Annotated in this window: 12 protein-coding genes; 6 read left to right on the top strand and 6 right to left on the bottom strand. The window is 46.3% G+C overall.

The annotated features are described in order from the left end of the window. Positions 1-19: 19 nt before the first annotated feature. From ACF8CV_RS07365 to epmA, 4 genes are all read right to left on the bottom strand, one after another. Positions 20-976, bottom strand: coding sequence for an acetyltransferase (locus tag ACF8CV_RS07365; RefSeq protein ID WP_025533069.1), 957 nt, complete (start codon positions 974-976; stop codon positions 20-22). 147 nt (positions 977-1,123) lie between these two features. Beyond that, a complete protein-coding gene (locus ACF8CV_RS07360) occupies positions 1,124-1,759 on the bottom strand; it encodes a TetR/AcrR family transcriptional regulator (RefSeq protein WP_005456944.1) in 636 nt (211 codons plus the stop codon). Positions 1,760-1,780: 21 nt separating this feature from the next. Continuing rightward, the gene (locus tag ACF8CV_RS07355; RefSeq protein ID WP_020904523.1) at positions 1,781-2,155 is read right to left on the bottom strand and encodes a VanZ family protein; all 375 of its coding nucleotides are present in this window, start codon (positions 2,153-2,155) and stop codon (positions 1,781-1,783) included. Between the two features lie 9 nt (positions 2,156-2,164). After that, the gene (gene epmA, locus ACF8CV_RS07350; RefSeq protein ID WP_047734065.1) at positions 2,165-3,136 is read right to left on the bottom strand and encodes an elongation factor P--(R)-beta-lysine ligase; all 972 of its coding nucleotides are present in this window, start codon (positions 3,134-3,136) and stop codon (positions 2,165-2,167) included. A 438-nt stretch (positions 3,137-3,574) separates the two neighbouring features. Here epmA and frdA point away from each other — a divergent pair, with 438 nt between their 5' ends. From frdA to frdD, 4 genes are read left to right on the top strand one after another with little or no spacing between them, the layout of a single operon-like run. Next, positions 3,575-5,374 carry a fumarate reductase (quinol) flavoprotein subunit gene (gene frdA, locus ACF8CV_RS07345; RefSeq protein ID WP_005496469.1) on the top strand — a complete coding sequence of 600 codons (1,800 nt, stop codon included), beginning with the start codon at positions 3,575-3,577 and terminating at the stop codon, positions 5,372-5,374. Continuing rightward, the gene (locus ACF8CV_RS07340) at positions 5,374-6,114 is read left to right on the top strand and encodes a succinate dehydrogenase/fumarate reductase iron-sulfur subunit (protein WP_005456956.1); all 741 of its coding nucleotides are present in this window, start codon (positions 5,374-5,376) and stop codon (positions 6,112-6,114) included. Before frdA ends, ACF8CV_RS07340 begins: the two co-directional genes overlap by 1 nt. A gap of 2 nt (positions 6,115-6,116) precedes the next feature. Continuing rightward, a complete protein-coding gene (frdC, locus tag ACF8CV_RS07335) occupies positions 6,117-6,500 on the top strand; it encodes a fumarate reductase subunit FrdC (RefSeq protein ID WP_005381491.1) in 384 nt (127 codons plus the stop codon). A gap of 11 nt (positions 6,501-6,511) precedes the next feature. Continuing rightward, the gene (frdD, locus tag ACF8CV_RS07330) at positions 6,512-6,889 is read left to right on the top strand and encodes a fumarate reductase subunit FrdD (RefSeq protein WP_005456924.1); all 378 of its coding nucleotides are present in this window, start codon (positions 6,512-6,514) and stop codon (positions 6,887-6,889) included. A 101-nt stretch (positions 6,890-6,990) separates the two neighbouring features. Here the strand turns inward: frdD and ACF8CV_RS07325 are convergent, their stop codons facing one another. Further along, entirely contained in the window at positions 6,991-8,394 is a 1,404-nt protein-coding gene (locus tag ACF8CV_RS07325) for an SPFH domain-containing protein (RefSeq protein ID WP_005456928.1), read from the bottom strand. A 268-nt stretch (positions 8,395-8,662) separates the two neighbouring features. Then, positions 8,663-9,229, bottom strand: coding sequence for an elongation factor P (efp, locus tag ACF8CV_RS07320; protein WP_005456976.1), 567 nt, complete (start codon positions 9,227-9,229; stop codon positions 8,663-8,665). A gap of 33 nt (positions 9,230-9,262) precedes the next feature. Here efp and epmB point away from each other — a divergent pair, with 33 nt between their 5' ends. Both epmB and alr read left to right on the top strand, forming a co-directional pair. Beyond that, positions 9,263-10,285, top strand: a complete 1,023-nt coding sequence (gene epmB / locus ACF8CV_RS07315) for an EF-P beta-lysylation protein EpmB (RefSeq protein WP_025541118.1) — start codon at positions 9,263-9,265, stop codon at positions 10,283-10,285. A gap of 707 nt (positions 10,286-10,992) precedes the next feature. Then, positions 10,993-12,207 (top strand): alanine racemase, encoded by a 1,215-nt coding sequence (gene alr, locus ACF8CV_RS07310; RefSeq protein ID WP_005496464.1) that lies wholly within the window; start codon positions 10,993-10,995, stop codon positions 12,205-12,207. Positions 12,208-12,410: the final 203 nt, after the last annotated feature.

Below are 12,410 nucleotides of genomic sequence, written 5' to 3'. Positions count from 1 at the left end.
ATTCATATTTTGGAAAATGCTATGCGTAGTACGTTTCGACCGCATCAATAAATGCATTCACATCTTCTTTGCGTAAGGCATTAATACCCGCAGCCGCCTCTCGCCCACCACCTGTCGGAAACTGCCCACACACGGCAACAGCACCTTGTTTATTGTTCAATGGTGCACGGAGTGAAACTGTGTAAGTACCATCTGCGTTTTCTGTGAGTACCGCATGCGCAGAGTCTGGATTTTGGTTTGCCAGCCAGTTGCCATACACACCGCTAATTCGACGTGATGCGGCCGTGTTTGGTAGCTCAAACAACTTCAATGTATCGCTTTCATGTGTGGCTGGTAACGCTTGCGCGGCATCCATGTCTTGTTGGTAAGCCGATTGCAATTGATAGTAAGGCGAGGCTTTATCTTCAATGACTTCGAATGGCGAAATATATTGAACCAACGCTCGGTATAAATCCGCAGGATGGAAATGAAGATCGTCGACTTTCGAGCCATAACCGTTGTAGTTGATTAATGTACCGAGCTCTTTTAACTGCGCTTTTTGCTCGTTATTAAGTCCGGCTTGATCCGCCAGCGCATCCGCTTTAGCAATCAAGTTATCACCGTAAGCAGCGGTGATCGCCCAAGTATGAAAGCGTCCTTCCAGCAACTTATCGACAATCAAAGCGGTACACATATTAGCGTCAAGATCGATATGGGCGTCCAAATTACCGTGTTGAGGAATGTCACCAGCTTTGTGGTGATCGGCGTAAAACACGTGCGCGCCTTGAGCCAATGCTTGCTCTAAACCAGCCATGTTCTTTTCCATCGAAATGTCTAACACAGTCAGCTCATCACCCGCTTGCACGTCCACTTTTTCCACCAGCTTAATATCGCGCTTTACGCCAGTAATTAATTGGGAATCGATAGGGTCAGCCAAACGCAGTTGTAGAAGTGCGATGATGCCGTCTGCATCACCATTGAAGATGTCGTAATTCATTGAGCGATAGTTCCTTTATCGAGAGTCAATCCCTTGAACTAATCGAGGGAGATAGTCGTCTTATTGTGCGTAGCAAGTATGACAAGTCAACTCAAGGCGCGACTCGAAAATGAGAGTGACTCTCGAAATATTGAAGCAAGTGACCGATCAGCCCTGCAGTGTGCTGACCGCTTCTTCCAACAGCTGTAGTTGCTCTAAACCTTGTTCAGTCGCGACAGGTTTCACAACATTCAGCATCTGCAGCATCCCCTGCTTCACCATTTGCTCGGTAATGCTGGTTTTCGATGCCATTGCAGATTGGTAAGCTAACCAACTACAAGCGATCAAATGCAGCGTGCACACCAGTGATTTCAACTGCTGTTCATTCACATCCAGCAGCTTCAAAGAAACAAACTCCTGCATAATCGCAATGAGGTTGGCTTGCAGCTTCTCTTGCACATCGATGTACTGCTCGTGCAGCTGTTCATCTCGTGACAAGATTTCTGGTAGGTTTGCGTAGAAAAAGCGGTATTTCCACATCAAGGTAAAAATAGAGTCTAGGTAGCTCTTCAGCATAGTCAGGCTCTCTTGTGAGCCTTGAATAGGGGTAAATCTTTCTAAAAGTTCTGCTGAATAAAGCGCAAAGATCTCACGAACGATTTCTTGCTTATTGCGGAAGTGGTAATACAGATTACCAGGGCTAATTTCGATGTGATCGGCAATGTGATTGGTGGTGATGTTGCGCTCACCATGTTGGTTGAACAACTCCAGTGCCGCGTAGACGATTTTGTCGCGCGTTTTCATTGTTATCGTATTCCCTCTTCATTAACGAATCGAGTATAGCGACTTCACCAACCTAGGTCGATAGAGGCTCCAAATACGGTAACATAACAGACCAGTTAAGATGCCAATCGAGTTGGCGACAAGGTCTAACCAAGAGGTTTGTCTGCCGACATAGCCTTGTAGCCACTCAATGACGGCGCTAAATAGCAAAATACCCATCGCCACCGCCCAACGTTGACGCCAACGCCACACGCAAAAGCAACCTAAAAACGCAAAGCCGCTGTACGCCATGGCGTGCTGCATTTTGTCGAGGTACGCAATATTGCCCCAGTCTTGTAGTTCACCTGAACTCAGAGATAAAAAAGCGATCAATATGGCGTAGCTCAAGATGACGAAACGTGCAGCCGTCAAATTCATTGGATATCCTTATGCGATTGGCAATGGAAATGCCGTGACTTGATCAATGTGGTCACAGCCTAGCGCCAGCATGATCAAACGATCGATACCCAACGCGACCCCTGCACAGTCTGGCAACCCTGCTTCCAGTGCAGAAATCAGATGATAATCGATCGGCTGCGGTTTTAAACCCATTTCGATACGCTTTGCGTTATCTTGTTCAAAGCGCGCTAATTGCTCTTTCGGATTGTCCAGTTCATGGAATCCGTTCGCCAGCTCTATCCCCTTAAAGTACACTTCAAAACGATCCGCGACGCGATGATCTTGAGGATTGATTTTCGCGAGCGCCGCCTGTGACGCAGGGAAGTCGTACACAAAAGCCGGCACATCCTGACCAATTTTGTTTTCTACTCCCACGCTAAATAGCAGTTGCAGCAGCGTATCGCGATCTTCTTCTGGCTCAGCAATGTCACTCAAGCCCAGCTTGCTTGCCGCCGCTTTCAGCTCCGTCATCGAGCCTTCTAATGGACACACACCCAACACATCAATGAAGGCTTGTTGATACGTCATGCGCTGCGCTGCGCCACACTTCAATACCAGTTGCAACAGGTCATCCATTTCATCCATCAATTTATGATGGTCAAAGCCAACGCGATACCACTCCAACATCGTAAACTCGGGGTTGTGGTATCGACCATTTTCTTCGTTACGAAACGCTTTATTGATTTGATAAATACAACCACTGCCCGCAGCCAAAAGGCGCTTCATATGGAATTCTGGGCTGGTCATAAAGAACAGATTACTGCCATCAGCGTAACCAGGGCCAACAAACTCGGTTTGGAAAGTATGCAAATGAATGTCAGTCACGGTCGCGTGGCTCATCGCTGGCGTGTCCACTTCCATCACCTGTCGCTCGGCAAAGAATTGACGAATGGCGGCGATTAACGTCGCACGTTGACGAAGTTGCTCAATGGAAGCGGTAGGTTGCCAGTTGGTTTGCATAATAAGTCTCTCAAAACTCTAATTTAGCGCGTAAAAAACCCATTCTACATGCTTTTCACGGTTCGACGAGAGGGGAATTTCCCTTCTCTATTTTCCCACCACATTGTTTAAATTTGAAGCAAGCAATACTCGTGCTGCAGTACAAAAAACATTCGAAATAAAACCTATTATCAATGACAGTAATGTCGGGCAACACTCATTTAACATTCATGGATATGACGTTTGAGTTTCAAATGTTTCGTGCCGTGATAGCAGTCACATAACCTATAAATTCTATGCCCTTAAGTGCATTACCGAAGCAAAAACCCAATTACATCAATTTTTCTGCCATGTGGCTCATCTACACTAACCCTACTACTTTTGGGGGGTTCTTTTTAAAGAGCGCCTCGCAATCACAATAACAAGCGGATTTCCGCAATCACACACTGGAGGATAACTGTGCAAATTATCACCACAGATATCGCAGTCATCGGCGCAGGCGGCGCTGGTCTTCGTACTGCTATTGCAGCGGCTGAAGCAAACCCTGACTTAGAAGTCGCTCTGATTTCTAAAGTTTATCCAATGCGCTCCCACACGGTCGCTGCAGAGGGTGGCTCAGCAGCAGTTATCAAGGATGAAGATAGCTTAGACAACCACTTCAACGACACTGTTGGCGGTGGTGACTGGCTATGTGAACAGGATGTTGTTGAATACTTTGTAGAGAACGCGACTCGCGAAATGATCCAAATGGAGCAATGGGGTTGCCCATGGAGTCGTAAAGAGAACGGTGAAGTCAACGTACGCCGCTTTGGTGGTATGAAGGTTGAACGTACTTGGTTCGCTGCAGACAAAACTGGCTTCCACATGCTTCATACGCTATTCCAGACATCAATGAAGTACAGCAACATCAAACGTTTTGATGAGTACTTTGTGTTGGATCTGCTTGTTGATGAAGGCGAAGTTCAAGGTCTGATTGCTATTCACATGTCTGAAGGCGAGCTTGTTACTATCAAAGCAAAATCTGTTGTTCTAGCAACAGGTGGTGCGGGTCGTGTTTACCACTGTAACACCAATGGCGGTATCGTAACGGGCGATGGTATGGCAATGGCTTACCGTCACGGCGTTCCTCTACGTGATATGGAATTTGTTCAATACCACCCAACAGGTCTTCCTGGCACAGGTATCCTGATGACAGAAGGTTGTCGTGGTGAAGGCGGTATCATCGTTAACAAGAACGGCTACCGTTACCTACAAGATTACGGCATGGGCCCTGAAACTCCAGTTGGCCAACCGAAGAACAAATACATGGAACTGGGTCCTCGTGACAAAGTTTCTCAAGCTTTCTGGCACGAACAACAGAAAGGCAACACCATCAAACACCCACTGGGTGACGTGGTGCACCTAGACCTTCGCCACCTTGGTGAAGAGTACCTACAAGAGCGTCTACCGTTCATCTGTGAGCTAGCAAAAGCTTACGTAAACGTGGACCCAGCAAAAGAGCCGATTCCAATTCGTCCAACCGTTCACTACACCATGGGTGGTATTGAAACGGACGGCGGCTGTGAAACTCGCATTAAAGGCCTATTCGCGGTTGGTGAATGTGCGTCTGTTGGTCTTCACGGTGCAAACCGTCTAGGTTCTAACTCACTGGCTGAATTCGTGGTATTTGGCCGCGTAGCTGGTGAAAACGCAGTGAAACGTGCGGCAGAATTCAAAGGCTGGAACGACGCGGCAATTGACGCGCAAGTAAAAGCGGTTGAAGAACGCATCGCGAAACTGATGAACCAAGAAGGCGACGAAAACTGGGCAGAGATCCGCACAGAAATGGGTCACACCATGGAAGCGGGCTGTGGTATCTACCGCCAAGAAGATTTGATGCAAGCGACTATCGACAAAATCACTGAGTTGAAAGAACGCTACAAACGCATCAGCATCAAAGACAAAGGTAAAGTGTTCAACACAGACCTTTTATATGCAATCGAAGTGGGTTACGGCCTAGAAGTCGCTGAAGCGATGGTTCACTCTGCGATTCTACGTAAAGAATCTCGCGGCGCGCACCAACGTCTAGACGATGGTTGTACAGAGCGTGATGACGTGAACTTCCTAAAACACTCACTTGCTTTCTACAAACCAGATTCAGCACCAAGCATCGATTACAGCAATGTGACCATCACTAAGTCACAACCAAAAGCTCGTCTATACGGTGAAGCAGCAGAAAAAGCAGCGGCTGAAGAGAAGAACGCAGAGGAGCAAGCATAATGTCAGCAAATCGCATTCAAAAAGTAGACATCCTGCGTTACGACCCAGAAAAAGATGCAGAACCATACAAGCAAACATTCGAAGTACCATTCGATGAAACCATGTCTGTGCTTGACGCACTTGGCTACATCAAAGATCACCTAGACAAAGATCTGTCTTACCGTTGGTCTTGCCGTATGGCGATCTGTGGTTCTTGCGGCATCATGGTGAACAACGTACCGAAACTTGCTTGTAAGAGCTTCCTACGTGACTACCCTGACGGCGTGACTATCGAGCCTCTAGCAAACTTCCCAATCGAGAAAGACTTGATTGTTGATATGACACCGTTTATCGAACGTCTTGAAGCAATCAAACCATACATCATTGGTAACGACCGTAAACCAGAAGACGGTACGAACTTGCAAACGCCTGAACAGATGGCGAAATACAAGCAGTTCGCTGGCTGTATCAACTGTGGTCTTTGCTACGCTGCATGTCCTCAGTTTGGTCTAAACCCAGAGTTCATCGGTCCTGCGGCACTAACGCTAGCGCACCGCTACAACCTAGACAGCCGTGACAACGGTAAAGATGAGCGCATGAAGCTTATCAACGGTGAAAACGGTGCTTGGGGTTGTACGTTTGTTGGTTACTGTTCTGAAGTTTGTCCAAAGAACGTTGACCCAGCAGCGGCAGTAAACCAAGGCAAAGTGGAGTCTTCTATGGACTTCGTGATTGCTATGTTGAAACCTCAGGAGGCATAAGGATGAGCAACCGTAAACCTTACGTTCGTGAAGTAAAACGCACTTGGTGGAAGAACCATCCTTTCTACCGCTTCTACATGCTACGTGAAGCGACTGTGCTTCCTTTGATCCTATTCACTCTGTTCCTAACTTTCGGTTTAGGTTGCTTGGTGAAAGGTCCTGAAGCTTGGCAAGGTTGGTTAGCGTTCATGGCGAACCCAATCGTAGTCGCAATCAACATCGTTGCGCTGCTAGGTAGCCTATTCCACGCTCAAACTTTCTTCAGCATGATGCCACAAGTAATGCCAATTCGTTTGAAAGGCAAACCAGTGGACAAGAAGATCATCGTATTGACTCAGTGGGCCGCTGTTGCGTTCATCTCACTGATCGTTCTCATCGTGGTGTAAGGAGCTGAGCAATGAAACCGAATTATAGTGTAAACACATCACCAAAACGTTCTGATGAGCCAATCTGGTGGGGTCTGTTTGGTGCGGGCGGTACTTGGTTCGCGATGCTGACGCCAATCACTGTTCTTGTGCTAGGTATCTTGGTACCACTAGGCGTGATTGACGCAGAAGCGATGAGCTACGAGCGTGTCTCTGCATTCGCAACCAGCATCATCGGTGCGCTATTCATCATTGGCACGCTAGCATTGCCAATGTGGCATGCAATGCACCGTGTACACCACGGCATGCACGACCTTAAATTCCACACTGGTGTGATTGGTAAAGTAGCATGTTACGCATTTGCAGGCTTAATCACTGCACTAGCAGTTATCTTTATCTTCATGATTTAAGAGACTGACCCAAAAGAAAAAGCTGGCTCAATGCCAGCTTTTTTATTGCTTTGGGTTACCAATGATCTTTTTGCTTTTTAAGCTTTTGACCACCCATGATCTTATTGCTGTGTGACCTTCTTTGTTTGGTCCATAAGACCAAGAGCACCAAAGCCAGTAATCACATCTAAGTTCGTTTTCAAGCCCGTTTCGTCACTTCCACCGATGTAGTTTTGTGGCATCTGAACTTGGAAGTTTTGCAAGTTGTTGTACAACGAGTTCGCTACGTCTCGATTCAATTCCGCCAAGTAAACTTCACGGTTTGCTCCTAACGCCGCATACTTACCTTTTAGGACTTCAGATTCTGCGCGACCTTTCGCTAATATCGCTTTCGCTTCAAACTCTGCGGAAAGTGCGTTTGCTTTTTGAATCGCTAAGTTAGCCTCGGCAATTGCCAACTCTTTCTCTTTCTCAACTTCAGCAAGTCGTTTGGTTTTTTCTACTTCGACGATTTCACGTTCCGCGATTTGGCGCGCAACCTCGACCTCTTTTTGCTGTGAAATAATCGCCAACTCTTTCTGACGCTGTGCATCTTGCACTTCACGAGTACGTTGAATTTCTTTCCGTAACTGCTCCGTTTCTGCCTGTGCTTTCGACGTTTCTTGTTCCTGAATCGCACGAATGCGATCTGCCACTAAACGCTTTTTATCCGCCAGCAATTGGTCGAGCTGTTTCTCTGGTTGTGGATCACCAATGGTCACCTGCGTTACCTGAATACCGTATTGTTGCAACGGGTTATCTTGACGAATCGGTTGCCCGGTTTTGTCTACGACTGGCACCGTTTTCCAAACCAGCTGATTGGTACGTTGCAATTGGTTCGCGTTAGCCTGATTAGCCCCAACAGGCGCAAGGTCTAGTTCTTCCACTTCAACCTGACGTCGCTCTGTAAGATAAATTCCCTCTCGCAACTGATCGCCAAGTTTCGATTTGAACTGGTTCAAACCACCTTGGAAAAACTCTTCTCCGGTGTATTGCGTGGCGGTAATAACTGTCACGTTACGCGCATTTTTCACAAGCAGTGCGTCGATCAAGTTGTTGTTATTGCGAAACTCACGATGCATCTTTTTTAGAGCTTCTGGATCGTTACTCAATTTAAAGCGGAACGTCACTGGTATTTGGCCAATATAGGTATCAGCGAAACGAACTTGAACCGAATCAAGACGTTGGTAAAAGTCTTCACCCTTGCTGTTACCAAAAGACACAGTGATCACTTGATCGTACTTAGTGATTTTGGATAGAAACGGCATCCGGAAATGAATACCAGGTTCAGTAAACACATCCAACTCACCAGTGATGTTGTTTTGATGCACATAACTATAGCCAGCATCTGTCATCAAAACCGAACTGTTGATCGTTAAGCCTACAGCCAATAAAGGCACACCAATCAATGCCGCTTTTATCCCGCGATGAAGCAACTGACGTCGTTCTTCTACTTTTAAGCCTTGTCCTAAGCTTCTGCTTTCCATGTTTTTCTCCTTATTATTTCGGTTGTCATTGAGTTAAATCGATGAAAATCAAGCTGCTATGCAACTCGCTGACAACAGGTGTTAATGTATCAAATTGTTACATTAAGAAATAATCGAAAGATTCATGAAATTAATGCGATTTTTACGAATAATACAAAATAGATAAGAATATGCGGTGAGCTTCGTATTTCGCTGAAAAGCAGTAGAAAAGGAAAATTGCGGGCAATAAAAAAGGCCGCCGAAGCGACCTTTCTCAGAGAAGTATTAATTACTTCACACGACCTACGTATTCACCAGTACGAGTGTCAACTTTGATCACTTCGCCAATTGCGATGAATAGTGGAACACGAACAACAGCGCCAGTTGCTAGTGTAGCTGGTTTACCACCAGTACCTTGAGTATCACCTTTCAGACCTGGATCAGTATCTGTAACTTCTAGCTCAACGAAGTTTGGTGGAGTAACGGTAATTGGGTTCCCGTTCCAAAGAGTGATCATACAAGTGTTGTTTTCTACCAACCACTTAGCGTTTTCACCTACCGCTTTCGCGTCAGCTGCGATCTGTTCGAACGTTTCATTGTTCATAAAGTGGTAGAATTCGCCGTCTGAATATAGATAATCTAGGTCGATATCCATTACGTCTGCCACTTCACAAGTGTCACCAGACTTGAATGTTTTCTCTAGCACTTTACCAGAAAGAAGTTTACGAATTTTCACGCGGTTGAACGCTTGGCCTTTACCTGGTTTAACGTATTCGTTTTCCAGAATTACACAAGGCTCATTATCAAGCATTAACTTAAGACCGCCTTTAAATTCATTGGTGCTAACTGTAGCCATTTTTTCCTCTTACATTCTTAGAGCTAAATTCCAATGCCGCACATAATAACCCGAAAAGTCGATTCTGTTGAGCAAAACTGGCTCAAACAGTTGGCGAATGGGATCTCTGATCCTGCAAAATTGCTCGAAATACTGGAAATAGATCCCTCACCGTGGCAAGACGGGTTTGCCGCACGCAAGCTGTTTGCACAGCGTGTACCGCAAAGTTTTGTCGATAGGATGGAAAAAGGCAATCCTAAAGACCCTCTTTTGCGTCAGGTTTTACCCTTGAGTGACGAGTTTGAAGTGCATGCAGGCTATTCCAATGATCCTCTTGACGAACAGGACAATGCGATCCCGGGATTGCTGCATAAATACAAAAACCGAGTGCTGATGATCGTCAAAGGCGGCTGTGCGGTGAATTGCCGTTATTGCTTCCGTCGTCACTTCCCATATCAAGAGAACAAGAGCGGCAAACAAGCTTGGAGCCAGTGCATCGAATACATGGCGGAAAAACCAGAGCTCAATGAGGTGATTTTCTCTGGCGGTGATCCACTAATGGCAAAAGACGATGAGATTCATTGGCTGCTGGAACACATTGCTCAGATTCCGCATATCAAACGTCTGCGCATTCACAGCCGTTTGCCTGTAGTGATCCCAGCTCGAATCACAGATGAGCTGTGTCAGTTGCTAAAAGCGTCACGCTTGCAAATTATCCTTGTTACGCACATCAACCATGCTAATGAGATTAACGATGAGCTGCGCCAGGCAATGAAAAAACTAAAAGAAGCCAATGTCACCCTGCTAAACCAGGGAGTGTTACTAAGAGGCGTTAATGATTCCGTTGATGCCCTGAGCCAGCTCAGCGAGACCCTGTTCGATGCTGGGATCCTGCCGTATTACTTGCACGTGCTAGACAAAGTCCAGGGAGCGGCTCACTTTATGGTCGATGACGAACGAGCCCGACAACTAATGGCAGGCTTATTAGAAAACGTCTCTGGCTACCTGATCCCGACCCTCACCCGTGAAATCGGCGGCCGAAAAAGCAAAACGCCGCTCGACCTACACCTTGCATAACCATCTATAACTCCTACAAATCATGAGATTTTGTGTCGGTCGAGGCACAAAATCTTACGATTTCTCTCTGATTTTTGTTTATTTTCAGAAAACTCAATAAAAAAGACACCAAACCGTTCTAAAACATTTAAGTCTCATGTAGTCTCTGCCGCCTAGATTATTTGCGACACAAAATATGGAATGAAAATCACACTATTGTGATGAAAAATGGTCGAGTTTACGACATCCATATTCAACCAAACTGAAGATGAAAGACGTAAAGAACGGTAGCCAGTAAACGTGAAGTCTACGCATTGGTAAATGCCTTCATCGCCTTTAAGGCAGCCCTGCGGAAAGTTAACCAGTCCACCAGAAAGTATTGCAGCAACCATTACCTAGCTGAAACCGATGATTCGGGACGTAACCAAGCATTCTGTCGACCAGGCCAACGCCTCACTTAACGGTTTACGCAGCGAAATCTCAACCGTTACCAAAGCATGGAAGAGAGGACTGAATCGGTCAAAGAGAGACCTTTTCCTGCGAACACTTATCATTCAATCTTGCCGCACTGAGCAACAGTGCCGAAGAAAACCGATTATCTGCTAAGGACGCACAACAAGGGGTTGAAGAGCGGAAACGCAAGGCTACTGCGCTACGCGACGTTGTGCATCTATTTACACTTTAACTTCAACCAACAAGAAGAAAAAACTCATAACAGGAGATATCCTTTGAAACTGAAACTTAGCCTAACTGCACTGGCTCTGATGGGCCAAACAGCCGCACATGCCGCTCCTCTGCTAGTTGATTTTGATGACAGCGAGCGCGAAGAGCGCGTTCAGGCGAGCAACGCTTGGCTGGAAATTGATACTCAGGCATTTTCAAATAATATTCAGTTGCTTCAGAAGGATCTAAAGGGCAACACTCAGATCTGTGCCATCATGAAGGCTGACGCGTACGGTAACGGTATCGCTGGCCTGATGCCTAGCATCATCGCGAACAACGTTGCATGTGTAGGTATCACCAGTAATGAAGAAGCTCGCGTAGTGCGTGAGCACGGCTTCGAAGGCAAGATCATGCGTGTCCGTGCGGCTAGCCGCAACGAAATTGAAAACGGCGTACAGTACGAAATCGAAGAGCTGATTGGCACTAAGATGCAGGCAGATCAAATCATCGAGATTGCATACAACTACAATACCGTTATTCCTGTTCACCTTGCTCTGAATACTTCAGGCATGGGTCGTAATGGTCTGGATCTGACAACGTATGAAGGTCAGGTTGAAGGTGTGGAAATCGCAAGCGATCCTAACCTAAAAATCGTAGGTATGATGACCCACTTCCCGAATGAAGGTCTTGATGAAATCCGCCGCAAGGTTGACCGTTTCAAAGTAGAAACAAAGTGGCTAATGGACAGCGCAGGTCTGAAACGTAAAGACATCACACTGCACGTGGCTAACTCTTACATCACGCTAAATCTGCCTGAAGCACATCTGGATATGGTTCGTCCTGGCGGCATGCTGTACGGTGACTACCCTGCAACCCTACCTTACGAGCGCATCGTGTCTTTCAAAACACGCGTAGCATCACTGCACTTCTTCCCTGCAGGCAGCACAATCGGCTACGGCAGCACTAAAGTTTTAGAGCGCGACTCTATCCTGGCTAACCTGCCTATCGGCTACTCAGACGGTTTCGCCCGTTCGCTAAGCAACAAAGCTGATGTTCTGATCAACGGTCAGCGCGCTCGCGTAATGGGTAAAGCGTCAATGAACACTACTATGGTTGATGTCACTGACATCATTGGTGTTCAGGCAAACGACGAAGTAGTTGTATTTGGCCGCCAAGGCTTTGAAGAAATCACAGCAGAAGAAACCGAAGAGAAAAGCGGTCGTATTCTGCCTGAGCACTACACTATCTGGGGTGCAACTAACCCTCGCGTTTACCGTTAAACGGCAAGTGCAATAATCACCAAGGCCAGTCTCATACTGGCCTTTTTTATGTCTATTGTTTAATAAAGTCATTCCATCAAAACGATAAAATAAGATCATCGCCAATTTGATCGTTTTTGCTCACCATTTGGCTCATCGTCGCGCTCCAAACCAGAAGCAGATGTTCAATGTAAATTTGTCGACACGAACGATCCTTTTTGTTC

It is taken from the genome of Vibrio sp. zbq_1 (genome assembly GCF_043102935.1).
In the GTDB taxonomy this organism is placed as follows: domain Bacteria; phylum Pseudomonadota; class Gammaproteobacteria; order Enterobacterales; family Vibrionaceae; genus Vibrio; species Vibrio parahaemolyticus.
The sequence above is the reverse complement of the archived record's forward strand: the minus strand, read 5'-3'. Positions and strand labels throughout refer to the sequence as shown.

Excerpts from the sequence above, each read along its gene's own strand:
- ACF8CV_RS07365 (WP_025533069.1), bottom strand. The coding sequence starts at position 976 with ATGAATTACGACATCTTCAATGGTGATGCAGACGGCATCATCGCACTT.
- ACF8CV_RS07360 (WP_005456944.1), bottom strand. The coding sequence starts at position 1,759 with ATGAAAACGCGCGACAAAATCGTCTACGCGGCACTGGAGTTGTTCAAC.
- ACF8CV_RS07355 (WP_020904523.1), bottom strand. The coding sequence starts at position 2,155 with ATGAATTTGACGGCTGCACGTTTCGTCATCTTGAGCTACGCCATATTG.
- epmA (WP_047734065.1), bottom strand. The coding sequence starts at position 3,136 with ATGCAAACCAACTGGCAACCTACCGCTTCCATTGAGCAACTTCGTCAA.
- ACF8CV_RS07340 (WP_005456956.1), top strand. The coding sequence starts at position 5,374 with ATGTCAGCAAATCGCATTCAAAAAGTAGACATCCTGCGTTACGACCCA.
- frdC (WP_005381491.1), top strand. The coding sequence starts at position 6,117 with ATGAGCAACCGTAAACCTTACGTTCGTGAAGTAAAACGCACTTGGTGG.
- frdD (WP_005456924.1), top strand. The coding sequence starts at position 6,512 with ATGAAACCGAATTATAGTGTAAACACATCACCAAAACGTTCTGATGAG.
- ACF8CV_RS07325 (WP_005456928.1), bottom strand. The coding sequence starts at position 8,394 with ATGGAAAGCAGAAGCTTAGGACAAGGCTTAAAAGTAGAAGAACGACGT.
- efp (WP_005456976.1), bottom strand. The coding sequence starts at position 9,229 with ATGGCTACAGTTAGCACCAATGAATTTAAAGGCGGTCTTAAGTTAATG.
- epmB (WP_025541118.1), top strand. The coding sequence starts at position 9,263 with ATGCCGCACATAATAACCCGAAAAGTCGATTCTGTTGAGCAAAACTGG.